The following is a 24,993-nucleotide window of genomic DNA, read 5'->3' as shown; positions in this document are numbered from 1 at the left end:
CATTGTTCAGACACTAATTACTTTAGTACAGCAACCATTGCATTAGCTACGTATTCTATATTACTGCTATTTAATCCAGCCATGCACATACGACCATTTTCAACCATATATACACCAAATTCGCTTTTCAGACGTTGAACCTGCTGCGGATTTAGACCAGTGAAGCTGAACATACCCCGTTGTTTTACAAAATAGCTGAAATCGCGTTCTGGGAATTTTGCCTGTAAAACTTCATGCAAACGGCTGCGCATAGCGCGAATACGATCGCGCATCATATAGACTTCCTGTTCCCATTGCTTGAATAACTGATTATTGTTCATTACACGGTCAACGACATGACCGCCGTGTGCAGGAGGGCTTGAATATAAACGGCGTACAGTAAATTTAAGCTGACTTTGTACAAGACGGGCTTCTTCAGCTGTCGGGCAGACAATACTTAGACCACCCACTCGCTCGCCGTACATTGAAAGATTTTTAGAAAAAGAGTTGCTGATATAAACACATAAGCCTAAATCAACAGCTTTACGAATAGCATAGGTATCGGTTTCTATATCGTCACCAAAGCCCTGATATGCTATATCCATAAAAGGGATAAGCTGTTTTTGTTTGATAATCTCAAGCAGCTCATCCCATTGTTCTTGGCTTGGGTCTACACCGGTAGGATTATGGCAGCATGGATGTAACAAAATAATATTGCCTGCATCCAGTTGCTGAAGGAATTGTTTTAATTCTGTGAATTTAATGCCAATTGTTTCAGGATCATAGTAGGGGTATTTTAGTACTTCTATGCCTGCACCCTCAAAAATACTGATGTGGTTACCCCAGGTAGGATTGCTGACATAGACTTTTGCCTGAGGAAACCAACGGTAAATAAATTCAGCACCGACGCGCAGGGCACCAGAACCACCAAGGCTGGCAATGGTAGCAACTCGTGCACTTTTAATAGCTTCATGTTCACTGCCAAGTAATAATTTCTGGCAGGCCTGGCGATAACCGGGCAGTCCGTCCATAGGCAGGTAATCATGTGGTAAATTTTCTTTAACCAGTTGCGATTCTACGGTGCTAACGCATTCCAGTACTGGGACATGGCCGGTATCGTCATAATAAACACCAACACCCAAATTTACTTTCTGATTACGTGAATCTTGTTTGTATTGATCCATCAGACCCAGAATGGGATCGCCCGGATAGTATTCGACATTCTGAAACATCTCAGTTCCTTAGAAGACAGCAATATTATTTAACAGAAAAAAGAATTGCCGCAATGCAATCAGGTTGATTGTACCTTAAATGTCTTTACTTTTTATTAATTCTTGATGTTATTTTTTTACAAAAATCAAATCCCACACACCGTGTCCCAGACGTTTTCCGCGTGCTTCAAATTTAGTTTCCGGCCGGTAGGCCGGAGTGGCAGCAAAATTATCAGCAGTATTTTGTAATTCAGGGAAGTTGGATAACACTTCAAGCATCTGATCGGCATATTCCTGCCAGTCGGTAGCCAAATGGATATAGCCGTTTTGCTTCAGTTTGGGAAGTAATTGGGCAATAAAAGGTATCTGAATCAGACGTCGTTTATTATGGCGTTTTTTATGCCATGGATCAGGAAAGAAAATATGAATCCCATGCAAACTATTATCATGGAGCATGTAATTGACGACTTCCACCGCATCGTGGCGCATCACCCGTATATTCTGAATATTTTGTTCCTGAATCAGCTTTAGCAGATTACCTACGCCCGGGCCGTGTACATCAATAGCCAGAAAATCACACTCAGGCAGGTTTTGGGCAATTGCAGCTGTTGCTACTCCCATCCCAAAGCCAATTTCCAGAATTTTTGGTGAAGGACGATTGAAGATGATATCTAAATCAATTTGATTTTGGTTAAAATCAATACCAAACAGTGGCCATTGAGTATCAATGGCACGCTGCTGGGCAGCTGTCATATGGCCTTGACGAAGAACAAAACTGCGGATGCTGCGCTTATGATCGTGATTATTTTCCGCCTGGAGATCGGATTGATTAGTCATACTTTATCTTGTGTTTAATGTAAAAGTCGATAATAGAATTAGGCGCAGATTCTAACATGCTTCACAAGATATAGGGTTTCAGAGTTGTGGCTAGTGTTTCGGTTACAATATTATCAGCTATCATTGCCTGCCCAAGTTGTTTGAGTGCAACAAAACGTAATTTTCCATCAATTACTTTTTTATCATGGCTCATATGTCCAAGCCATGCCTTAAGTGACATCGCCGGAGGGAGAACGGGTAGCTTGGCCTGATTTAATAATGCAATAACACGCTCCGTATCTTTTTTGTTCAAATAACCCAGTTGCTCAGATAAACGGCAGGCAAGTACTGTACCGGCAGCCACAGCTTCTCCATGCAGCCAATTACCATAACCCATTTCTGCTTCGATGGCATGGCCGAATGTATGTCCCAGATTTAAATAAGCACGGATACCGGCTTCTTTTTCATCGGCACCCACAATTTCAGCTTTCATCTGACAGCAACGATAAACGGCTTCAGCTAGTATTGATGGATTCTGTGCCATTAATGCGGTGATGTTATTTTCCAGCCATTGAAGAAATTCGATATCACCCAATACGGCATACTTGATTACTTCTGCTAAACCGGCAGAAAATTCACGTGCTGGTAATGTTTGCAAACTGTTTAAGTCAATAAATACGGCTTGGGGCTGATAAAACGCTCCAATCATATTTTTACCTAAAGGATGATTGATTGCTGTTTTACCGCCAACTGATGAATCTACCTGACTGAGCAGTGTTGTAGGAATCTGGATAAAAGGTGCGCCGCGCTGATAGGTCGCAGCGGCAAAACCTACCATATCGCCGATTACACCTCCTCCTAAGGCCAGTAAGGTGGTTTGGCGTTCGGCACGGTTTTGCATCAGACCATCATAAATTAAATTGAGAGTTTCCCAATTTTTATACCGTTCTCCGTCTGGTAGAATAATACTGAAATATTCATAACCTGCCTGATTCATGATTTGCTGCCATTGAGGTAGATACAATTCAGCAACGGTTACATTGGTAACAATGGCAATCTTATGATTTAAATAAGGAGCAAGAATATTTTGTGCGGATTCCAGCAGATCACTGCCAATAAATATCGGGTACTGGTGTGAAGCAGTTGCAACAGAAAGGGTATACATGATGGGTTATAAAAGAGAGAGTTGTTGAGAGGGGTATCGTAATAATCGAATTAATCGATTAATAGTCCTGGAGCTATAAGGACTGTCTACATCTATTATGGTATGGGCTGTTGCACGATAGATAGGATCACGTACGGTATATAGTTCTTGCAATTTTGCCAGAGGATCAGAAACTTGAAGTAGTGGTCGATTTTTGTCGTGCTGAATTCTGCTTAACAGTATTTCCGGTTGTGCATGCAGATAAACAACGTGACCATTTTGTTGCAGTTTAAGTCGGTTTTCGATTTGTAAAATAGTACCGCCACCAGTGGCAATAACAATATTTTTTTGCTGCACTAGCTCGCTGATAATGGCCGCTTCCCGAAACCGAAAACCGGCTTCTCCTTCAACTTCAAAAATAGTGGGAATAGATACGCCAGTACGTTCACATATTACTTGATCGCTATCATAAAAATCGCGATGTAATTTTGTTGCCAGTTGTTTACCAAGAGTAGTTTTACCTGCTCCCATCAAACCGATCAGAATCAGATTGCCAGCTATATTATCCATGTCTGTTATTGTAACTGAGAGCCGTAGTTTATGCATTAGTAAACTGATGTAGATACTTGATGAATAGCATAATCTGTAAATGAGTATATTTCTGTTTTTCTAACTTTAAAAAATAATAGCGAGAAAAGTAGTTATATTTGATAAATAGAAAATATAACTTTAATAAATGTTTTTCCTTGTTGATATTTAATAATTAAAAAGCCAGCCTGTTTTATAGGCTGGCTAAATTTTTGGAGGGAAAGTTAATTAATATTTCAAAGGTGCGCTGGCAGAATCAACTACCCGGGGTGTAATGAAAACAAGTAATTCATTACGTTGCTGGGTATTCTTTCTGTGTTTAAACAAATTACCAATGCCCGGAATATCACCTAATAAAGGTACTTTATCCACACTGTTTTCATTATTTTCATTGTAAATGCCGCCAATGATTAATGTTCCACCATTTTCAATCATGGTCTGGGTAACAACATTGCGTTTTTGCATACAGATATCGCCTGAACGAAGTACATCCGGTGCGACATTCGAACATGCAATCGGACGATCATTCTGTACATTCAATGTCATAATGATATTGCCGTCAGGAGTAATCTGTGGTGTTACTTTCAACCCTAAGACTGCATCTTTAAAACTGGTTGAGGTAGCCCCGCTTGAAGTAGCTTCCTGATACGGCACTTCATAACCTGATTCAATTTTAGCTTCTTTACGGTCCTGAGTTAATACACGGGGTGAAGAAATAATTTTGGTTTTACCTTGAGCCTGAGATGCTGAAAGTTCCAAGGCAAGTGCACCTGATGCAAAATGGTGTACCCAAGAAACTACAGAAGTAGGATTAGTCACTCCAAGATTAACATTTGGAAATCCATATTGAAAATTCGGATAACGGGTTGAACCATTATTTTCAGAATTCACGCCGACAGCACCGCCAATTTCAGTTCTATTAGTTCCTCTGGTGTAACCGAACTTGGTACCTAATTCACGCGCGAAACTATCTGTAGTTTCAACAATTCTTGCTTCAATTAATACTTGCTGAGAAGAAATATCAACCTGAGCTATCAGTTTTTCAAATTTTTTAATTACACTACTAATATCAGTGATAATTAAAGTGTTAGTTGCCGGATCGAGTAAGGCACTACCACGAGGGCTCAGAATACTTTTACTATCGCTTGAGCTACCGTCATCTGACAAATGCAATATTTTCTTAAAATCCTCTACACTGCGGTATTTAAGCTGGAATGTCTGAGAAATTAACGGACCTAAATCATCCAGTTTCCTTTGTTGTTCAAGAGAGGCAGTATCTCTGGACATGAATTCATCACGCGGAGCAATGTTGATAACATTTCCTTCACGACGCATATCAAGATTTCGTGTTTCCATAACCAGATTCAGAGCCTGATCCCAGGGAACATCTTTCAATGAAATGGTCATTTTGCCTTGAACGCTGTCACTGGCGACGATGTTCATGCCAGATTCTTTTGCCAGAATTTGTAAAATAGTGCGGACATCAATATCCTGAAAATCCAGAGATACGCGTTTACCTTTAAATGATTTATTATTAGCTTGTATTCCCTTATTTTCTACATCAAATTTGCGTGAAATCTGCAGGACAAGATTATTGCCACTTGTCATTTGAGTATAGTCCCAGTCACCCTGCATCTGAATGCTAACTTCAGTGTCGTTACCGATTCTGCGTAAACGTATGGCTCGTACCGGTGTACTGAAATCGGTAACATCTAAGTTACGTTGCTGTTCAGTTAATAAGGGAACATTTTTATAGGTTAAAGTAAGAGTCGCAGCGTTACTTTTAATGGTTGGCTGTGCTTTGCCATTCAATCCGATAATGGAAACCACACCATTACCGTTTTTACCTTTTTGAAAATCTACATTAACCGGAACCGGATCAGCAACATTGTAAGCATTATCAGCTACACTGGAAGTCTGACGGTTAACTACTTGTTCAGTTATATTAGGTGCCGGATAAGGTGCATTGAATACCGGAGCAGAATCGGTAGGAACAGAAGCTTGTTTATTTTTTGCTTTGTTTTTAACCGGAAGCGGGTCTTGTACATAAACCCAGACTTCATTACCTTTTATGGTTGCATTATATTGTGCTGCTTTTGATAGTGAAAGCATGATGCGTGTTCGGTCAGCTGTCTGACCAGCTTCAATCTGCTGTAATACAGGATCATCAAATTTAAGCAGATTCTGTGGTACGGTTAAACCGGTACTCGCAAAATCCAGTGCAATACGTGCAGGATTTTCGGTTGTAAAACCACGTGGTAGAGCCGGGTCTTTATCAAAATGAATTTTAATCAATCGTTGTTGATTTTGCAGTGCACCAACATTAATAGCAGTAATATTTCCTGCCATTATACTCTGACTCAGTAAACCCAGACCCAGAGTGGATAAAATAGATATGGTTTTAATTTTCATATTTGGTACCTTTTATTCTTAAATGGGTTACTTGTATCAGTCGTCTTGCTCGGTTGTTTCCGTGGAGGTGCTGTCTGCAGCCTGTAAAGGTAAGCTGGCACGATGTGTTGTCCAGTTACCGTATGAGTCTTCAACTAATTCTGAAATTACAATTTCATCTTGCGTTATTGCCGTAATACGTCCGAAACTTTGTCCGAGATAATTTCCCACATTAACGGTATAAACATGTCCGTTTACAGAAATAAATGCAGAAGGAGCTTTACCTGCACCCTTTATCAATCCAACGTAATGTAATTCATCTAATGAAAAATTTTCCAGAATTTGTTTAGGCCGGTTTAAATCTGGTGCATTCGAACCCTGAACCCCGGCCTTAAATCTTGCCGGATCAAAAATATTCAGTTTTGGTTGTACAGGTGGCGTATAAGTAGGCTGAATATTTAACTTGGTTTCATTGGGTTTAACATTCTGAGTTTTTACCTGCTGTCTGGTGTTTTGCATCCATTCATCTAAATCTTCATTTGCTGAAGAACAGGCACCTAATGCAAAAAGACCAAGAAAAAGTAAATATTTATTCATAATTTATCCGTTGCATATATGTTATAAAGTACTGTTTTACAGAAACTAGGCTTATTTTTTATCATTGTTCTGTGCTTTTATTTCTGCATCGGTTAGTGCTTTATAGGTATTGGCAACCGCGTTCAAAGTAAGCGTATTATCTTTTTCATTCCGTTTGATAACAATTGAGTTCAACGTTACGATTCGTGATAATTTTCCTACATCGCGGAGAAACTGGCTAATCTGATTGTAATTGCCTGTCAGGGTAATGTTGTAAGGTAATGTTTGAATTACCTGCAGTTCAGACTTTTTGTCAGTTTGATTATCTGATTCAGTATTTTGGACCTGAGCAGGTGTTACACTGTCCATATTTAGTCCGTTTTTGGTTGCGCATTCATGTAATTCCTGAATCAGATTCGGAATTTCAGCCTGTGTTGGCAACTGCTTTAATAATATATTAAATGAGCCATTAATAGAATCCAGTTCTGCTTTTAAAGCATCCAGATGAGCTGCCTGTCTGCTTTTTTCCGTATATGTCTGTTTCAGTGTTTCTTCTTCCTGCCGCAGCTGACTGATTTGTTCATTTAAACCACTGTAAACAAAGAAGTAGGCGAGAATTAGAATAATAACAATGATTGCTCCGGCAATACCTAATTGTATAGGCTTACTTTGCTGAGGTAGGGAGTTTAAATTAATTGCTTTCAAATCAATATTTTTTGCCATGTTCAACTGCTCCTTCAGTTTGATGCGGCTGCTGCATCAGACGCTGCCTCATTTTGATCTGCAGTATCTCTTGGGATTGGATTAGTATTCTGATTTGCCTGAGTAATGTCATATGGTTGCCCAATATTGCTATTCAGAGAAATACGAATGCTGAATTCTTGTACATTATTTACCCGTTTAATATTGAGTAATTCTGGAGTGCTGAATAATTGTCCTGGTATTGCATTCATAAATGCAGCAGTTTTAGCATCACTGAATGCTTTACCATTGACTATGTAGGTAGAGGAATTCTGAGCTTCAATACTGGTTATGTACAATCCCATAGGTGCTACGGTATTTAATGTATCCAGTATACGCGCGGCTTCAAATCGTTTGTTTGATAGTTCTTCAACTTTTTCCTGTCGCGCGATAAAGTTCTTACGTTCTTCCTGCAACTTGGAAATTTCTGCTATTTCTGAATCCAGTTTTTTAATACCGTTCTCTAACACCAGATTACGGCTTTCCTGACTGCTTACTCTGCTTTCAACAGCCAGATAGCCGAGGAAAGCCAGACCGAATCCAATCAGGGCAGCTCCGGCTAATAATGTCTGAAATTGCTTTTTTTGCTTGGCTTGTAATGCTTCGCGGTAAGGCAGCAGGTTAATTTTTAATAAAGGTAACATCTTATAATCCTCTTATAGCCAGACCAAATGGAACGGTTAATAAACTGCTGTCTTGAAGTAATTTCGCTTGTGTGATGTTATCACTTGGCTGTGCTAGTAATACAGGGTTGATTTGCTGTGCAGGTATACGTGTTTGCTGAGTAATATTTTCAGTAAATTCATTAGCACCTTTATTGCCATAGCCGAAAATCAGGATTTCATCAATTTCATTTTCCTGACTGGCTGAAGTAAAGTAAAACTGTAATACCCTCTGTATTTCCTGAATAAACTGTTGCTGGAACGGCTGTGCCACAGCTGTATTGTAATCTTCAGGTTTGGATGGATTATAAAGCATGTCCCATGCTTCTTCTTCGGTAAACTGATAATTGCGTCTTAAAGACTGCATCAAATGATCATAGCCAAGATTAATTTCCTGTTTGTAGAGTAACTTACCGTGGCACATGATAATTGCCTGAGTTTCACTATAATCAATGTTGAAGACAGCAACACATTTATTGGTAAGTTCCGGTTGTCTAAAATTAATCCATGTGATGGCACTATTCATTATCGCCATTAAATCTACATCCATTTGGCTGGGTATTATTCCGGCATCAGTATAGACATCCATCAGTATATTTACATCATCCCGCTTACCATTAACTAGTAACAGACATTCTTTTCCCTGATCGTTTGTATCAATCTTCTGATAATCATAACTGACTTCATCCAGAGAGTCATATTGACTCAGTTCAGCCATAATTTGTTCTTCTTCGGTATACTCTGTATCCAGATCACGGTCGAGGAATTGGACTGACACCTGCTTTTGTGAAATTGCCGCTGTAATGTTCCGGCAATTACTTTGTAGTTTTTGTTTTGCCTGTTGTAGGTAAGCAACAAGTTCTTCATGATTTTCTATACTGCCATTACCTACAATATTTTTTGGTAGAGGGACAACAACGTATTTTTCGAGACGAAATTGATTTAAACTGCGTGCATTTAATAGCACCATATTAATGCTTTTATCAGTAATACTGATACCAAGACTTTGTCTCGAGGATGTTGTGGCCACCTTCTTATTCTTTGAATTTATTTTGAAATTATTCAGTTTCATGAAAGGGCTTTCTGTCTGTTTATCAAACGGGTAATGTCGGGTGTTGAAAATTACTGTTCTGTGTTGCTAACAAAATTAAGACCAAAGTTTACTTTATTTTGGATATATTTCGCAGCCTTAAATGAAAATTAGTTGATTATGATTAGAAAATTATTACTTTCAACCGTAGGTTTGCTTGCCGGGCTGGCGCTTTTTGCTGTCGGTTTGCTGGCAGTAGCGATTATGGTTACCTATCCGAAGCTGCCTTCTCTGGAAGCAGTGACGCATTATCAACCCAAACTGCCGCTTACAATTTATTCGGCAGATAATAAACTGCTGGGGCAGTTTGGAGAGGAAAAACGTGCTTTTACAAGAATCAATGACTTTCCTCAGGTGCTGAAAGATGCAGTGGTAGCCGCTGAAGATAAACGTTTTTATGATCATGGCGGAGTCGATTTTATTGGTGTAACCCGTGCTTTGATTACAAATCTAACTGGTGGTGTGCAATCTGGTGCCAGTACGATTACTCAGCAGGTAGCACGTAATTTTTATCTGACTAATGAGCGCACCTATACGCGTAAATTTAATGAAGCGCTTCTTGCTTACAAGATTGAACAGAAATTAAGTAAAGATCAGATTCTTGAGCTTTATTTTAATCAGATTTATCTGGGGCAGCGTGCTTATGGGTTTGCTGCCGCTTCTCTGGTTTATTTTAACAAGCCGGTACAAAAACTGGACTTGGCAGAAGCAACGATTTTGGCTGGTTTACCTAAGGCTCCTTCCACCTTTAATCCTGTTGTAAATCCGCAACGGGCTAAAATGCGCCAGCGTTATATTCTCAATAATATGGTGGAAATGGGCAAAATTACACAAGCTCAGGCTGATGCTGCTTTTGCAGAACCATTAAATTACGTTCATTATCAACAACCTATAGATCAAAATGCGCTCTATGTTGCTGAAATGGTTCGCCAGCAAATGTATGAAAAATATGGTGATGCAGCCTATACACAGGGATTTCGCGTTTATACAACAGTCAATTCACAGGATCAGGCTGTAGCAACTGAAGCATTGCGTAAAACATTGAATAATTTTGATAGAGGTTCGGCTTACCGTGGAGCGGAAGGATTTTTTGACCTGAGTAAAATCCCAGAAGATATTCGTGATGAGCAGATAGAACAGTATCTGGCAAATCGTTCTGCTGTAGACGGTATGTTGCCGGCTGTAGTAACTGAACTTGGTTCAAATTCAATTGTGGTGTACATAGGTGGTGTAGGTGAAAGTAGAATTAGCGGTAGTAGTTATAACTGGATTAAACGTACCATTAATAATGCGAAACTGGATGATGCTGCCATACGTGTGGGCTCAGTAGTACATGTGCGAGGTGATGGTAAGAGTTATCGAATTGTACAGCAGCCGGAGCTTCAGGGGGCGATTGTTGCTCTGGATGCCCAGACTGGAGCTGTAAAAGCTTTGGTTGGTGGTTATGATTTTTATCGTCGAAGTTTTAACCGTGTGACTCAGGCCAAACGTCAGCCCGGTTCTTCTTTTAAGCCTTTTATTTATTCAGCAGCTATTGCTAAAGGCTTCACGCCGGCGACAGTAGTAAATGATGCCCCGATTGTTATGCCGGGAATGGGTGCAGGCGGGCGTGCTTGGACACCTAAAAACTCAGACGGTCGTTATGCCGGATTTATCACGTTACGTCAGGCCTTAACTGCATCCAAAAATATGGTTTCAATCCGTATACTGATGGCTATGGGTGTTGACTATGCCAGACAATATGTCCAGCATTTTGGTTTTCGTCTGGATCAGATTCCGAATAGTCTATCTATGGCACTTGGCAGTGGTGAGGTAACGCCAATGCAGATGGCTGAAGGTTATGCTATTTTTGCTAATGGTGGTTTTAAAGTTTCCAATTATGTCATTGACCGGATTTATGACAGTCGTGGTAACCTGCGTGCACAAATGCAGCCATTAGTTGCCAAGCAGAATGCGCCACAGGCTATTGATCCGCGCAATGCATTCATTTTATATCACATGATGATGGATGTAGTTAATCATGGTACAGCTTATAGTGCACACGCACTCGGGCGTAGCGATATTGCAGGTAAAACGGGTACAACTAATGATAATAAGGATGCTTGGTTCGTAGGCTTTAATCCGAACATCGTTAGCGCAGTGTATATAGGATATGATCGTCCTCGCAGTATGGGACGTTCAGCCTTTGGGGGTACAATTGCTGTACCAGTATGGCTGGAATATATGCGTTATGCATTAAAAGGCAAACCTATTGTGAATACACCTGTTCCAGTCGGTATTGTTCAGAAATCCGGAGAATATTTTCTTAAAGAACATCAGACAACTAATCCTGATTTACCACTGGATAATCGTGCTGACGGACCGGTAACTGCCAAAACGAACGGTAAAAGTGGTGATGTTGATGATGCTGGAGAAGTACCAGTTGTCCCCAAATCTGGTACTAATAGTCAGTTAGACTCATTATTTTAAAATTTTGTATTAATAAAATTGTAATTTACTAAAATGGGCAATCATTCGGATTGTCCATTTTTATTAACTGTTGAAATATAAATATATTAAATCATTAATATTTAATTAATTAATAATGTTCTTAAAATTCAATGTGTAAAATATATTTTTAAATATATAAATTTGAATTTGGGAATAGTATGTCTATAAATATATAAAAATTATATCAATAGTTTGTTTTAAATTTGTCATATTGTTTGGTGTAATTGCATAACATTGAGTTACAATGTTTAAACGAATTATCACAATCTTTAAAATAAATTTTATGCCTGATTTTGGTTTAAAAAGAAAGGAACAATATGAGTGAGCAACAATCACAGACTGAGCAGTCTGATGAAATTAGTACGAATGATAAAGAAGCAAGATTGAAAGTTTTTGAGAGAAGTGTATTGGAAGGCAGGCATACTGATGAAGATTCATCTACAGCGCCTTTACCTTCAAATTATCCTTATCGTACCCGGATGAGACGTTCAACATATGAGCGAGAAAAAGCCAAATTGCAAATTGAACTCTTGAAAGTGCAAAACTGGGTTAAGGAGTCGGGTCAGAAAATTGTATCTTTATTCGAAGGCAGAGACGCAGCGGGTAAAGGGGGAACGATTAAACGCTTTATGGAGCATCTTAACCCTCGTGGTGCACGGGTAGTGGCTCTTGAAAAGCCTACTGAGACTGAAAAGGGTCAATGGTATTTTCAGCGTTATATTGAGCGCTTGCCTACAAGTGGTGAAATGGTATTTTTCGATCGCTCCTGGTATAACCGTGCCGGTGTGGAACGTGTAATGGGCTTTTGTCAGCCTCATGAATATTTGCAGTTTATGCGCCAGACTCCGGAATTGGAACGTATGCTGGTAAATAGTGGTATATATTTGTTTAAATTTTGGTTTTCTGTTTCCCGTGAAGAGCAGTTACGTCGTTTTATTTCACGGCGGGATGATCCTTTAAAGCACTGGAAACTTTCTCCTGTTGATATTCAGTCTTTAGATCGCTGGGATGATTATACCGAAGCTAAAAACGATATGTTTTTCCATACTCATACCGGCGATGCGCCATGGACAGTAATTAAATCTGACGATAAAAAACGCGCACGACTCAATTGTATACGCCATTTCCTCACTGAACTAGATTATCCGGGCAAGGATATTGCTGCAATAGGTGCAGTAGATAATTTGATTGTATTAAAACCTCAGACTCAGTTTAAAGATTCAACAGATACGCATATTGATTAATTGTTTCGTTGTAAGACAATTTCGAAAGAGGATTTAATTAACATATCATATAATTTTTAATGGGTATGCAAGGGTTGTTTTAGTTGGGTAAATGTATCTTGTGTGATTTTATATGAGAATACGAATGATTTTTGTGTTGTCTTTGTAGAAAGTAGATTTGCGTGGAATTAACCAAGTATATTACTGAAATGGCTAAAGCAGCCAAAGATGCTTGTTATGCTCTTAATATGGCATCTACTGCACAGAAAAATCAGTTATTGTCATTTATTGCATCGGGTCTGTCTGCTGAACGAAATAGGATTCTTGCTGCCAATGAAACTGATATAAGTGCAGCACGAAAACAGGGAATAGATACTGCTTTACTTGATCGGTTGCAACTTAATGAAAGCAGGATAGCGGCAATGATTGATGGTGTACATCAGGTTGCTGCATTAGCGGATCCTGTGGGTGAAATGGATGAGTTTCGTGTACTGCCTAATGGTATTACGCTCGGTAAAATGCGTGTGCCGTTAGGTGTAATAGGTATGATTTATGAATCTCGCCCGAATGTGACTCTGGACGCAGCCATATTATGCCTGAAAACAGGCAACAGCTGTGTGTTACGGGGTGGCAGCGAAGCAATCAATACTAATAAGGCAATCGCTTCGGTCATTACATCATCATTAAAGCAAGCCGGTTTACCAGAAAATGCTGTTAATCTGCTGACTAATACTGATCGTGCCGGTGTGGATATACTGGTGGGTTTATCTGAATATATTGATGTAATTATTCCGCGGGGCGGTAAAGGTCTGGTGCAGCGAGTAAATGAAAAAGCACGTATACCGGTTATCAAACATTTGGACGGTATATGCCATGTGTATATTGATGCTTCTGCAGAGGCAGAAATGGCGATTAATATTGCTGTAAATGCTAAAACATCGCGTTACGGAACGTGCAATACTATGGAAACTTTGCTGGTTCATGTTAGCCGTGCAGCAGAGTTATTACCTGTACTTCAACAAAAATATGCAGAAAAGGGTGTTGAGTTACGAGGCTGTAAACTTACTCAGAAAATTTTGCATAATGATATTATTCCAGCTTCAGAAATTGATTGGTCCACTGAGTATCTGGCTCCGGTTCTTTCAATAAAAGTAGTCAATGATGTCAGTGAAGCCATCAGTCATATCAATTACTATGGTAGCCATCATACGGACAGTATTATTACAAATGATTTATCTCATGCGCAGTTATTCTTACGTATGATAGATTCATCTAGTGTTATGGTGAATGCATCAACTCGTTTCGCTGATGGATATGAATATGGCTTAGGCGCAGAAATTGGAATTTCTACTGACAAAGTCCATGTACGTGGTCCGGTGGGTTTATATGGTTTAACCAGTCAGAAATGGATCGTTATGGGGCAGGGACAAGTACGTCTTTGAAATTTCAGCGCTATAATATTATTTAAGCATATACTGATATGTCATTATATGCTTATTATTATAATTTCAGGTTTTGATTTCCAAAACTTTTAAATAATTGATTTATGAACTTATAAATAAAATATTAGTTTTCAGATTAAATGAAAATTGAATATTATTATTTTTTATGTCACTGATATTATTGTACTGATGAATTTTTACAGAAATTAAAAGGGCATAATGTGAAACGTATTGTATTGTTTATTGCTACCAATCTTGCAGTCATCATTGTTATTAATGTTGTTCTGAATATTCTTTGTGCACTTTTAGGTATTAATATTTATAGTAATGGCAATGGTATTTTGTTATTACTGGCTGCTGTTGTTGGTTTTACCGGTTCTATTATTTCTTTGATAATGTCCAAAACGCTTGCACTTAATTCAGTTAATGGGCAGATTATCGGTCAGCCGCAAACAGCTGCAGAGGCATGGCTGTTAAATACAGTTGCCAGTCTGGCCAGTCAGTGGAATATTGCTATGCCCGAGGTGGCTATTTATGATTCTCCTGAACCTAATGCTTTTGCTACCGGAGCTACACGTAACAGCTCACTGGTGGCGGTAAGTACTGGTCTGCTGCATAGTATGTCGCAGGATGAAGTAGAAGCCGTGCTTGCTCATGAAATGGCCCATATTGGCAATGGAGATATGGTGACAATGACATTGTTACAGGGAGTGGTTAATACTTTTGTTTTTTTCTGGGCTAACCGTATTGCTGATGTTGTAGCCAGAAAAGAAAATGGTGAGGTGTCTCATGGTACTTATTATCTGGTAAGTATGATTTTGCAGACAGTGTTCGGTTTTCTGGCAAGTTTAATTGTTATGTGGTTTAGTCGCCAGCGCGAATATCGTGCAGATGCCGGAGCAGCGCGTCTGGTGGGTGCGCCTAAAATGATAGCAGCGCTGCAAAGATTAAAAGGTGAAACCAGTCATTTACCTGCTGGTATGCAGGCTTTTGGAATTGCCAGTGAAACTGCTGATGCTCTTTTTAGTACTCATCCGACACTGGATAACCGGATTAATCGCTTACGTCAGATGTGATATTAATATGATAGAAGTAGTTTTTGTCTATATCAATCTGACAAATCTGAATTTAATCAGGACTGTTTTTTAAACACCTAGTTTAATCCATGGCTTGTACTTGTATCTGTTTTAGTGAAAAGAATTTCAAATTTAATTATTAAGCGGCAAAAGATATTGATATATTTTGGTTAAATAGCATACATATTTAAATTTATTATTATCTAAGTGGTAATCTTGTATTGTTTATACAAAATTTAGTTGTTTTGTGGCTATATTTTAATTCATTAGACTTTAATTCATGATTGCTGTAACAATATATAATTTTACAAATCAAATTATGTTTTTATAATAAATAGAGAGAAAAATGCACAACTACTTAACCCCGAATTTTACTTTTGCACCTATACTGCCGGATCATGCACAGGGCAGTCGGGTGTGGGATGATAATGGTCAGGAATATATAGATTTAGCCGGCGGTATTGCTGTTAATGCACTGGGGCATTGCCATCCTGTGTTAATTCAGGCACTGACTGCACAGGCACACAAGCTTTGGCATATTTCTAATATTTATACAACACAGCCGGCACAGGATTTGGCAAAAAGACTCGTAGATAATACCTTTGCCGAGCAAGTATTTTTTTGTAATTCCGGAGCAGAAGCCAATGAGGCTGCTTTCAAGCTGGCTCGCAAGTATGCACGAGATCATTTTGCCGGAACTGAAAAACATGAAATTATAGCTTGTGTAAACGGATTTCATGGACGTACTTTGTTTACGGTATCAGTAGGCGGGCAACCTAAATACAGCAATGATTTTGCACCTTTACCTACCGGAATTAAACATATTCCGTTTAATGATTCCTCAGCCATTGTGGCAGCTGTTAACGATAAAACCTGTGCAGTTGTCATTGAACCTATTCAGGGGGAAAGCGGAGTATTGCCGGCAACTGAAGAATTTTTGCAGGCAGCCAGAGAGGCTTGTGACCGGCATCAGGCTTTATTGATTTTTGATGAAGTACAAACAGGTATGGGGCGGACGGGAAAGCTGTTTGCCCATCAATATTATGATGTTCAGCCGGATATAGTTTCCAGCGCCAAAGCTTTGGGTTGTGGTATTCCTATTGGTGCAATGCTGACCACAGCTCAGATAGGAAACAGTTTTACACCGGGCAGCCATGGCAGTACTTTTGGTGGTAATCCGTTGGCCTGTGCCGTCGGCTGTGCTGCATTTGATATTATTAATACACCGGAAACAATGCAGAATGTGCTTCAGCAAGGGAAAAAATTACAGGCAGGTTTGCAGGAACTTGCTGAATCAACTGGCGTATTTTCTCAGGTAAGGGGTCAGGGATTACTACTTGGCTGTGCTATGTCTGAGGCATATTCAGGAAAGGCTGCTCAGTTAATGCAATTGGCTTTACAACATGGTTTGCTGGTTTTGGTTGCCGGTAATAATGTCTTGCGTCTAGCTCCGAGTTTGTTATTGAGTGATGCTGATTTACAAGCAGGATTACAACGACTGAAAGCAGCGATTACGGCTTTTATACATATCTGATGATGGAATTTATGCCCAACTCAAACAGACAGCATATTGTTGTATTAACCGGATCCGGTATTAGTGCTGAAAGCGGTTTACAGACTTTTCGTAATCAGGGAGGTTTGTGGGAGGGTGAACGTGTAGAGGATGTGGCAACACCGGAGGCATTTAAGCGTCAGCCATTATATGTGCTTAATTTTTATAATCACCTAAGACGTCAACTGCTAAAAACCGAACCCAATTCTGCTCATGTTGCTCTGAAACGTCTGGAAGATGGTTATGATGTAGATATAATTACTCAAAATGTAGATGATTTGCATGAGCGAGCCGGAAGTACTCATGTTTTACATTTACATGGTGAGTTATTAAAAGCCAGAAGTTGTGTTGATGAAAATTATATTGTGGATTGCCCGGGGGATCAGAAAGTAACAGATGTTGATGTTAATGGTTTTCCGATGAGGCCGCATATTGTCTGGTTTGGTGAGGCGGTGCCTATGATTGAACAGGCTATACAAGTGATGCGTTCAGCTGATATTGCAATTATCATTGGCACTTCCTTGCAGGTTTATCCGGCCGCTGGTCTAATCCAGTATATACCACCGAACGCTGAAATTTACCTTGTTGATCCCCAGCCGATTGATGGCTTGCAAAATGTACAGATTATTCGCGCACCGGCTCAGGCTGGTGTATCTAGTCTGGTTAATGAATTACTGCAACGTCCTGAAGCACATTCTTTATCCTGCTGATATGGGTGGTATATCAAAATCAAATTTTAGTTAGTGCTAAAATTTCTGTTCTGATTTTCTAGATTCTTGTAAATTAATATGACAAAAAATGATTTAGTCATTGCCAGCCGCGAGAGCACTTTGGCTATGTGGCAGGCTCATTATGTACAGCAATGTCTTCAGACTGCATATCCGGGGTTATCTGTTGAAATTCAGGGTATGACAACCCGGGGTGATCAGATATTGCATCAGTCTTTATCCAAAATAGGTGGTAAGGGATTATTTATAAAAGAGCTTGAGTTAGCCTTGCAAAAGGGAACAGCAGATATTGCTGTGCACTCTCTTAAAGATGTTCCTATGCAACTTCCGGATGGCTTTATCTTGGCAGCAATAACTGAGCGGGCTAATCCGTTTGATGCATTTGTTTCTCATCAGTTTAGCTGTTTGGCTGATTTACCAGCTAATGCCATAGTCGGAACTTCAAGTCTGCGTCGGGAAGCTCAGATTAGGTTGCTGTATCCTGATTTGCAGGTAAAGCCTCTGCGGGGTAATGTGCAAACACGTCTGGATAAACTTGACAGACAGGAATATGCTGCAATTATTCTTGCTGCAGCCGGTCTTGAGCGACTGGGTTTAGAGCAGCGAATTCAGTGTATATTATCTCCAGAAATATTGCTGCCAGCTGCCGGTCAGGGGGCGCTGGCTATAGAGGTTGCCGCTCATCGTGAGGATTTACTGACTTTATTACAACCATTACACCATCCTGTTACAGCAGCCTGTGTTACTGCAGAACGTACTCTGGCACGTGTACTTGGTGGTAGCTGTCAGGTACCGCTGGCAGCGTATTGTACTGAGAAATCCGGCATGCTTGAGTTACGTGGTTTAGTGGCATCTGTAGATGGTGTAACAGTGTTGCGAGCCAGTGAAAAGGCAAATATTAGTGAAGCAGAGCAGCTGGGTTTGATGGTTGCACATCAGCTAGCTAATCAAGGTGCGCAGCAGTTAATTAATGATGTTTTATCTACCCGATGAATACTTTACCATGTCTGGTGCTAATGCGTCCGCAGCTGGCAGCTACTGCCGATATAGACTGTTGCATTCGTTATGGCTGGCAACCTATTTTACTTGAATATCTGCAATTACAGACACAATCAGCGGCTTTAAACCGGCTATCTGGTCAAAGCCAGAGTCAGAATATTATTTTCTGGGTTAGCCCAAGTGCCGTACATATTGCTGCAAATTATGTTTCACGTTCTGATAAATTAATACATGTGGCAGTGGGTGCTGCTACGGCATCAGCATTATCCGGTTATGGATTTAAACAGATTGTTTATCCGGAAAATGGACATGATAGTGAAGCAGTTTTACATTTGCCTGTATGGCAGCAGCGTAAAGGTAAATTGCTATTTATTAGAGGTATAGGCGGCCGTGACTGGCTGATTAAGCAACTGCATCAACTAGGATGGCAAATTGAGGTAGCAGAAGTATATCAGCGAAATCCGGTACCTATAAACTGGTCAGTTATTTCAACACAGGCTGAACAGGGAAATTTGAAGGCAGTGTATATGACGACAACTGCCGCAGTCCAAGCGTGGTTTACTCAATTACCTCCGGATTTGTACGCAGTTAGCAAAAGCTTGTTATACTTAGTTCACCATCCGCGCATAGATTCTGCGTTAACCGGATATGGTGTCCAGACACTTCATGTTCCGGACTTATGTCGCGGACTGGCACTTTTGCATTCACGCAGCACCTGATGCTATTTTCTTCAGTAGTGCTGTTAACCTATTATATAAAGTAGGGAGTATACCGAATGAGTGAACAACAGAATGCACAGGCTGGCCAGCCTCCTGAACAGGAAAAGCAGCCATTGCTGGTGAATAAACAAGGCGAAGTTAGTGCTCCGCCCGAATCGGCTACTTCTGCGGTTACTGAAGCTACCAATAAAGATCTAAACACGACACATCAAACTATGAATTCCCAAAAAAACAACACAGTATCAGATGCTTCTGCATCTAGTATTCCTGTTCAGCCATCTCCGGCAAAACAGTCGCAATCCGGCTCAGGTAAGGGAATTGCTCTGGGCGCGCTGGTATTATCATTACTGGCTCTGGGAGCCAGTGGGTTTTTATTTGTTGAAGGGCAGAATCAGCTTAAAAACCAGCAGATACAATTTGATCAGAAAATCGACAATGCTGGAATTAGTGCCAGCAAAACAGCTGTTTCGATAGAAACCAGCCTGACACGCATTGATGAGTTAAGTCGTCAGTTGCAGGAAATTCAAACCCAACAGAAAACTCAGGGTGATAATGTAGACCGGCTTACCCGTGCCTATCAGGAGCTGGTAAAAAATCGCACTGACTGGCTGGTTGATGAAATAGAAGCTACATTGAATCTTGCCTCTCAGCAGTTGCTGATTTCCGGTAATGTTCCTGTTGCAGTTAATGTACTTGAAAGTCTGGATGGCCGGCTATCTCGCTTTGACCAGCCGCAATTGCTGCCTATCAAAAAGGCTATAAGCAGTGATTTGGAAAATCTGAAAAACCGGCCTTATCTGGATGTTGCCAGTGTTTCATTGCGTCTAAATCGTCTTGAGTCTGCTATAGCAGGTCTGCCGTTAGTAATTGAAAATCAGTTACAGCCCGGAGTGACAAGTAATACACCGATAAATCCAAATGCTTCATGGTGGCAGCGTACATGGCAAAATACTTTGCACTCTTTACGCAGTATGGTAGAAGTGCGTCACATTAATCACAATGATTCAATGCTAATGTCGCCTGAACAGATATATTTTGTACGTGAAAATCTGCGGCTGCGATTGCTGGATGCACGTATTGCTCTGATTCAGCGTCGCGGAGAAGTCTATGTTGCTGATTTAAATGGTGCAGAAGCTGCTGTTAAGCAATATTTTGACAGTGGTTCAGCAGCAACGCAGTCGTGGCTGAAAGAATTAACTCAGTTAAAGACACTTAACGTGCAAACTAGTCAGGACAATAGTCTGTCAGCCAGCCTGGCTGCTGTACGTGAATACCAGAATCAGTCTGGAATGGATATGTCAACGGCGTTGCCGGATTTAAGTGCATCATCTGCCAGCAATGTACCGGTACATACCGAACAACAACAGGCTAGCCCTATAAACAGTAATAATGCTTCTGCAGCGTCATCTTCCAGACAGGGAGACCATTCATTATGAGATCTCTATTATGGTTGATTGTTCTGTTTATTGTTGCAGTGGGTGTCGTACTTGGTGCGAAATATTACAGTGGTGATGTGTATATTGTAGTTGAGCAAACTCTGATACGTATCAATCTGCAGCTGTTTATTGGTCTTGTGCTGCTAACGGTAGTGCTGTTGTATATATTTTTACGCATTGTTATGGGTTTTGTGCATTTACCCGGTCACTGGCATCACTGGCGTATCAATCATCAGCGCCATCAGGTTGAAACAGCATTAAATCATGCTGGTTTAGCCTACTTTGAAGGTCGCTATCAGTTTGCTGAGCGTGAGGCTGAGCGGGTCTTACGTAATAAACAGGGGCAGCACAGTCGTGCTCTGGCCTTATTACTGGCTGCGCACAGTGCTGATCAGATGGATGACAGTACAACACGAGACCGTTATTTAGATGAAATTGCAAAGTTGCCGGAAAAACAGCAGCTTTCCCGCTATTTGCTTCTGGCTCAATCAGCTTTATCACAGCACAATAATCAGCAAGCCAGAAGTGCACTGGAAGCAGCAGCCAAAATCAATCCGAATTTAACCCAGCTTGTTAAGCTGCAGTTACGATATGACTGGGAAAAGCATGATGCTCAGGGTGTTTTGGAAGCAGTTGATAAATTAAGCCACGCAGGAGCGTTAAGCAAAAGCGAACAGCATAATTACCAATATTGGGCTTATCGACAGTTACTGGCAAATGTTAAAGAGCCGAGTGAGCTGAAAAGTAGTCTTAATTTGATTCCGGTAGATGAACGTGAAAGTACACTTAGTGCAAACATTGCAGAAAAATATCTTCAGCTAGGTATGTATACTCAGGCATTGAAATGGGTAAAAAAATATTATCCGCGCACTCATGATGCTTCACTATTACCTGCATTTAATCAGGCCAATCAATATCTAAGCAGTAAAGAACAGCAAAAAAATATGGTAACCGTCGATAAGTGGTTACAACAAAATCCGCAAGACCCGGACTTACTATTGTTGATGGGTGAGTTAAGTTATCAGCAACAACTTTGGGGAAAGGCAAAAACTTATCTCGAAGCCAGTTTGCAGGCCAGTAATAATAATGTAACCAGATTGTTATTAGCTAAAGTACTGGAGCAATCCGGTCAGAGCGAGGCTGCCGAGCAGCAGCGTAATGAAATTCTGGCCACAATTGGTAATAATGATGAGTTGTAATTTTTAGTTTTTATTTAACAGGCAGTTGGTACTGTATGTACTAACTGCCTGAGGTTAATTATGGCAGTTTTACATAACGATACTTTTTTACGTGCTTTACTAAAGCAGCCGGTTGAATATACGCCGGTATGGTTAATGAGACAGGCTGGACGCTATTTACCGGAATACAGAGAAACACGGGCGAAAGCCAGCAGTTTTCTCGCACTTTGTCATAATCCAGAGCTGGCTACAGAGGTGACTCTTCAGCCATTGGAGCGTTTTGCACTGGATGCTGCTATCTTGTTTTCCGATATTCTCACTATACCGGATGCAATGGGGCTGGGTTTGCATTTTGTCGAAGGTGAAGGACCTAAATTTACTCATCCGTTGCAGTATGAAAAGGATGTGACACGTTTACAGGTTCCTGATATGAACCGTTTGCGCTATGTGTTCGATGCTGTTCATAGTATACGTAATGCTTTGAACGGTCGTGTACCGTTAATTGGTTTTTCTGGCAGTCCGTTTACACTAGCCTGTTATATGGTTGAAGGAGAAAGCAGTCGGGATTTTCGTTTATTGAAAACCATGCTTTATCAGCGACCGCAATTGTTACACCGGATACTGGATATTAATGCGCAGACAGTAACAGCTTATTTAAATGAACAGATAGCTGCAGGTGCACAGGCCGTACAGATTTTTGATACATGGGGCGGAATTCTCAGCGATAAAGCTTTTCAGGAGTTTGATTTACGCTATTTGCAACAGGTCGTTTCAGGCTTACAGCGTGAAGCAGATGGTCGTAGGGTACCAGTCATTATATTTACTAAGGGCGGTGGCCAGTGGCTGGAACAGTTAGCTGCACTGGGTGCTGATGCGTTAGGCGTGGACTGGACTGTCAATTTACAGCAGGCACGTCAGTTGGTCGGACAGCAGGTGGCATTACAGGGAAATCTTGACCCGCTGGCTCTATTTGGTGATTCAGAAAGTATTACAGACGAAGTTAAGCGTTTACTTGCTGCTTACGGAGCTGGCAGCGGACATGTATTTAATCTGGGTCATGGTATCAATCAATATACTAATCCGGAAATGGTGAAATGTGCAGTAGATGCGGTACATCGCATTTCTACAGAATATCATCAGAATTAATTATTTTTATTTCAGAGAATATTAATTAATTCTGAAACAAATAAATGATGTGAATAATTACTTGCTATTTCTGGCAGTCACAGACTTAGTTTTCTGTACCTGCCAGAATTTTTATCTGATATTTATCTCAATTCATTATATAGATTATTTATCCATTTATAATCTACTATATTCTAGACATTAAATAATTGGTTTACTTATATGTTACATGATATACCCTGGGCTGAAATTCTTGTTGTATTACATGTGATTGTGGTTACTGTTCTGGTAGTGAGAGTGTTATACCATCAGCGTAATACAGGAGTTTCCGTTGCTTGGATTCTGATGTTAATGGCTTTTCCTTTAGTCGGGGCTGTAGGCTACTTGTTAATTGGTGAACCCAGGCTGGGTTCACGCCGGCTACGTCGTCAGAATGAACTGGTGAAATTTTATCAGGGATTCAGTAATAAATATCTGCATAATTTCAATCAGCATGCTTGTAGTGGTCTGAATGAACGTTATCATGGTATCAGTTTGATTGCAGCCGATAAAACCGGATTTGAGGCTACCGAATACAATCACTTAAAGCTTCTTACCAATGAAGAAGAAATCATTGCTGCCATTCGATATGATATTCAGCATGCGAAAACAAGCTGTTTACTGGCTTTTTATATTGTTGATCCGCAGGGAGAAATTATTGAACTTCTGAATGATGCCATTGCAGCAGCACAACGAGGTGTGGTTACCAGTATGCTAGTTGACAGTATTGGTAGTGTAAAATTCTGGCGTAGTGACTGGCCTCAGCGTTTACGCAATGCGGGTATTACATTGACTGAAGCTTTACCCGTTCAATTATGGCGCACTTTTCTTGTACGTGCAGATTTGCGTAACCATCGTAAAATTGCGGTTATAGATCAGAAAATTGGCTATACCGGCAGTTTTAATCTGGTCGACCCGCGTTTTTTCAAAAAAAATGCCGGTGTCGGACAATGGGTTGATGTGATGATGCGTTGTGAAGGAAGTCTGGTACAACCTCTGGCAGCAGTATTTGCCGGTGATATGGCAGTAGAAACTGAATCTAATTTAATGCAGGTACAGCAATGGGTAGACAGTTACGGTAAACAGGCGCTCATGCATAATCTGCAAGTTGCACAACAGGAACAAAGTGGTGTAGTAGTTCAGGTGATTCCTTCAGCACCTGAGCAAGGCAGTCCGGTTATTTACGACACTATTGTTAATGCAATTCATGCCGCTACACGACGTATTATTATTACGACGCCTTATTTTGTTCCGGATGATGCTTTGCTGCTGGCTTTAACTACAGCTGCTACCAGGGGAGTGGATGTAACTCTGATAGTACCGGAAGCAGTGGATTCAATGCTGGTGAAATATGCTTCACGTGCATATTATCCAAGACTATTACAGGCTGGGGTGAAAATTGCTTTGTTTAAGGGTGGGCTGTTACATGCTAAAACTTTAACTGTAGATAGTGATTACACTTTGTTTGGTACTGTAAATATGGATATGCGCAGTTTTTATCTTAATATGGAAATTAGTCTGGCTATTTATGATGAAAGTATGACTGAAACAGTAGTGGCGTTACAGAGCACTTATTTGAAAGCTTGTGAATATATCGAACTGAAAACATGGCAGGCTCGTTCAAAGTGGTGGGGGCTGGTGGAGAATACAGTGCGTCTGGTTGGTCCGTTGTTATAAATTTTAATAATGAAAAAACTGCCGGCTAAAACCGGCAGTTTTTTTACCTGATTATTTTTCTATCAGTGTTGAAAAAGTATTTTCAGAATGTGATGTTTTAAAATGTTAATA

The 24,993-nt window shown here is 40.3% G+C and carries 21 protein-coding genes; 12 read left to right on the top strand and 9 right to left on the bottom strand.

The window, feature by feature from the left end:
- Positions 1-17: 17 nt before the first annotated feature.
- From H3V01_RS05745 to pilM, 9 genes are all read right to left on the bottom strand, one after another.
- Positions 18-1,211, bottom strand: coding sequence for an amino acid aminotransferase (locus H3V01_RS05745; protein WP_198186220.1), 1,194 nt, complete (start codon positions 1,209-1,211; stop codon positions 18-20).
- A gap of 108 nt (positions 1,212-1,319) precedes the next feature.
- Complete coding sequence (trmB, locus tag H3V01_RS05740; protein WP_174833726.1) at positions 1,320-2,027, bottom strand: tRNA (guanosine(46)-N7)-methyltransferase TrmB; 708 nt, start codon at positions 2,025-2,027, stop codon at positions 1,320-1,322.
- Between the two features lie 61 nt (positions 2,028-2,088).
- The gene (aroB, locus tag H3V01_RS05735) at positions 2,089-3,171 is read right to left on the bottom strand and encodes a 3-dehydroquinate synthase (protein ID WP_198186219.1); all 1,083 of its coding nucleotides are present in this window, start codon (positions 3,169-3,171) and stop codon (positions 2,089-2,091) included.
- Between the two features lie 6 nt (positions 3,172-3,177).
- Complete coding sequence (locus tag H3V01_RS05730) at positions 3,178-3,720, bottom strand: shikimate kinase (RefSeq protein ID WP_037394431.1); 543 nt, start codon at positions 3,718-3,720, stop codon at positions 3,178-3,180.
- Between the two features lie 246 nt (positions 3,721-3,966).
- Entirely contained in the window at positions 3,967-6,150 is a 2,184-nt protein-coding gene (gene pilQ / locus H3V01_RS05725; protein ID WP_198186218.1) for a type IV pilus secretin PilQ, read from the bottom strand.
- 36 nt (positions 6,151-6,186) lie between these two features.
- A complete protein-coding gene (locus H3V01_RS05720; protein WP_110414359.1) occupies positions 6,187-6,726 on the bottom strand; it encodes a pilus assembly protein PilP in 540 nt (179 codons plus the stop codon).
- 51 nt (positions 6,727-6,777) lie between these two features.
- Positions 6,778-7,428: a type 4a pilus biogenesis protein PilO gene (locus tag H3V01_RS05715; RefSeq protein ID WP_025331038.1), complete on the bottom strand. Its 651-nt coding sequence runs from the start codon at positions 7,426-7,428 to the stop codon at positions 6,778-6,780.
- A gap of 14 nt (positions 7,429-7,442) precedes the next feature.
- A complete protein-coding gene (locus H3V01_RS05710) occupies positions 7,443-8,090 on the bottom strand; it encodes a PilN domain-containing protein (RefSeq protein WP_025331037.1) in 648 nt (215 codons plus the stop codon).
- A gap of 1 nt (position 8,091) precedes the next feature.
- Complete coding sequence (gene pilM, locus H3V01_RS05705; RefSeq protein ID WP_179300415.1) at positions 8,092-9,138, bottom strand: type IV pilus biogenesis protein PilM; 1,047 nt, start codon at positions 9,136-9,138, stop codon at positions 8,092-8,094.
- Positions 9,139-9,318: 180 nt separating this feature from the next.
- Between pilM and H3V01_RS05700 the strand changes: the two genes are divergently transcribed.
- The 12 genes from H3V01_RS05700 (at position 9,319) to cls (ending at position 24,882) form a co-directional block, all read left to right on the top strand.
- Positions 9,319-11,667, top strand: coding sequence for a penicillin-binding protein 1A (locus tag H3V01_RS05700; RefSeq protein ID WP_096766094.1), 2,349 nt, complete (start codon positions 9,319-9,321; stop codon positions 11,665-11,667).
- A 338-nt stretch (positions 11,668-12,005) separates the two neighbouring features.
- Positions 12,006-12,932 carry a polyphosphate kinase 2 gene (ppk2, locus tag H3V01_RS05695; protein ID WP_025331034.1) on the top strand — a complete coding sequence of 309 codons (927 nt, stop codon included), beginning with the start codon at positions 12,006-12,008 and terminating at the stop codon, positions 12,930-12,932.
- Positions 12,933-13,093: 161 nt separating this feature from the next.
- Positions 13,094-14,353 carry a glutamate-5-semialdehyde dehydrogenase gene (locus H3V01_RS05690; protein WP_370570116.1) on the top strand — a complete coding sequence of 420 codons (1,260 nt, stop codon included), beginning with the start codon at positions 13,094-13,096 and terminating at the stop codon, positions 14,351-14,353.
- Between the two features lie 221 nt (positions 14,354-14,574).
- On the top strand, positions 14,575-15,429 hold the full coding sequence (gene htpX / locus H3V01_RS05685; protein ID WP_198186217.1) for a protease HtpX: 855 nt from the start codon (positions 14,575-14,577) through the stop codon (positions 15,427-15,429).
- A 346-nt stretch (positions 15,430-15,775) separates the two neighbouring features.
- Positions 15,776-16,963 carry an acetylornithine/succinyldiaminopimelate transaminase gene (locus H3V01_RS05680; RefSeq protein WP_198186216.1) on the top strand — a complete coding sequence of 396 codons (1,188 nt, stop codon included), beginning with the start codon at positions 15,776-15,778 and terminating at the stop codon, positions 16,961-16,963.
- 11 nt (positions 16,964-16,974) lie between these two features.
- Positions 16,975-17,691, top strand: a complete 717-nt coding sequence (locus H3V01_RS05675; protein ID WP_084552907.1) for an SIR2 family NAD-dependent protein deacylase — start codon at positions 16,975-16,977, stop codon at positions 17,689-17,691.
- 78 nt (positions 17,692-17,769) lie between these two features.
- Entirely contained in the window at positions 17,770-18,702 is a 933-nt protein-coding gene (gene hemC / locus H3V01_RS05670; protein WP_037394410.1) for a hydroxymethylbilane synthase, read from the top strand.
- Positions 18,699-19,427 carry a uroporphyrinogen-III synthase gene (locus H3V01_RS05665; protein WP_198186215.1) on the top strand — a complete coding sequence of 243 codons (729 nt, stop codon included), beginning with the start codon at positions 18,699-18,701 and terminating at the stop codon, positions 19,425-19,427. Before hemC ends, H3V01_RS05665 begins: the two co-directional genes overlap by 4 nt.
- 56 nt (positions 19,428-19,483) lie before the next feature.
- On the top strand, positions 19,484-20,863 hold the full coding sequence (locus tag H3V01_RS05660) for a uroporphyrinogen-III C-methyltransferase (protein ID WP_232332600.1): 1,380 nt from the start codon (positions 19,484-19,486) through the stop codon (positions 20,861-20,863).
- Positions 20,860-22,062 carry a heme biosynthesis HemY N-terminal domain-containing protein gene (locus tag H3V01_RS05655; RefSeq protein WP_198186214.1) on the top strand — a complete coding sequence of 401 codons (1,203 nt, stop codon included), beginning with the start codon at positions 20,860-20,862 and terminating at the stop codon, positions 22,060-22,062. Before H3V01_RS05660 ends, H3V01_RS05655 begins: the two co-directional genes overlap by 4 nt.
- Before the next feature lie 60 nt (positions 22,063-22,122).
- A complete protein-coding gene (gene hemE, locus H3V01_RS05650; RefSeq protein WP_198186213.1) occupies positions 22,123-23,187 on the top strand; it encodes a uroporphyrinogen decarboxylase in 1,065 nt (354 codons plus the stop codon).
- Between the two features lie 201 nt (positions 23,188-23,388).
- Positions 23,389-24,882, top strand: coding sequence for a cardiolipin synthase (gene cls / locus H3V01_RS05645; RefSeq protein ID WP_198186212.1), 1,494 nt, complete (start codon positions 23,389-23,391; stop codon positions 24,880-24,882).
- Positions 24,883-24,993 lie beyond the last annotated feature (111 nt).

Origin of the sequence: Snodgrassella sp. M0351 (assembly GCF_016100575.1) — a bacterium.
Taxonomy (GTDB): domain Bacteria; phylum Pseudomonadota; class Gammaproteobacteria; order Burkholderiales; family Neisseriaceae; genus Snodgrassella; species Snodgrassella alvi.
The sequence above is the reverse complement of the archived record's forward strand: the minus strand, read 5'-3'. Positions and strand labels throughout refer to the sequence as shown.

What these genes read in the sequence shown, in the direction of transcription:
- H3V01_RS05745 (WP_198186220.1), bottom strand. Translation starts at nt 1,211, where the DNA reads ATGTTTCAGAATGTCGAATACTATCCGGGCGATCCCATTCTGGGTCTG.
- trmB (WP_174833726.1), bottom strand. Translation starts at nt 2,027, where the DNA reads ATGACTAATCAATCCGATCTCCAGGCGGAAAATAATCACGATCATAAG.
- aroB (WP_198186219.1), bottom strand. Translation starts at nt 3,171, where the DNA reads ATGTATACCCTTTCTGTTGCAACTGCTTCACACCAGTACCCGATATTT.
- H3V01_RS05730 (WP_037394431.1), bottom strand. Translation starts at nt 3,720, where the DNA reads ATGGATAATATAGCTGGCAATCTGATTCTGATCGGTTTGATGGGAGCA.
- pilQ (WP_198186218.1), bottom strand. Translation starts at nt 6,150, where the DNA reads ATGAAAATTAAAACCATATCTATTTTATCCACTCTGGGTCTGGGTTTA.
- H3V01_RS05720 (WP_110414359.1), bottom strand. Translation starts at nt 6,726, where the DNA reads ATGAATAAATATTTACTTTTTCTTGGTCTTTTTGCATTAGGTGCCTGT.
- H3V01_RS05715 (WP_025331038.1), bottom strand. Translation starts at nt 7,428, where the DNA reads ATGGCAAAAAATATTGATTTGAAAGCAATTAATTTAAACTCCCTACCT.
- H3V01_RS05710 (WP_025331037.1), bottom strand. Translation starts at nt 8,090, where the DNA reads ATGTTACCTTTATTAAAAATTAACCTGCTGCCTTACCGCGAAGCATTA.
- H3V01_RS05700 (WP_096766094.1), top strand. Translation starts at nt 9,319, where the DNA reads ATGATTAGAAAATTATTACTTTCAACCGTAGGTTTGCTTGCCGGGCTG.
- ppk2 (WP_025331034.1), top strand. Translation starts at nt 12,006, where the DNA reads ATGAGTGAGCAACAATCACAGACTGAGCAGTCTGATGAAATTAGTACG.
- H3V01_RS05680 (WP_198186216.1), top strand. Translation starts at nt 15,776, where the DNA reads ATGCACAACTACTTAACCCCGAATTTTACTTTTGCACCTATACTGCCG.
- H3V01_RS05675 (WP_084552907.1), top strand. Translation starts at nt 16,975, where the DNA reads ATGCCCAACTCAAACAGACAGCATATTGTTGTATTAACCGGATCCGGT.
- hemC (WP_037394410.1), top strand. Translation starts at nt 17,770, where the DNA reads ATGACAAAAAATGATTTAGTCATTGCCAGCCGCGAGAGCACTTTGGCT.
- H3V01_RS05665 (WP_198186215.1), top strand. Translation starts at nt 18,699, where the DNA reads ATGAATACTTTACCATGTCTGGTGCTAATGCGTCCGCAGCTGGCAGCT.
- H3V01_RS05660 (WP_232332600.1), top strand. Translation starts at nt 19,484, where the DNA reads ATGAGTGAACAACAGAATGCACAGGCTGGCCAGCCTCCTGAACAGGAA.
- H3V01_RS05655 (WP_198186214.1), top strand. Translation starts at nt 20,860, where the DNA reads ATGAGATCTCTATTATGGTTGATTGTTCTGTTTATTGTTGCAGTGGGT.
- hemE (WP_198186213.1), top strand. Translation starts at nt 22,123, where the DNA reads ATGGCAGTTTTACATAACGATACTTTTTTACGTGCTTTACTAAAGCAG.
- cls (WP_198186212.1), top strand. Translation starts at nt 23,389, where the DNA reads ATGTTACATGATATACCCTGGGCTGAAATTCTTGTTGTATTACATGTG.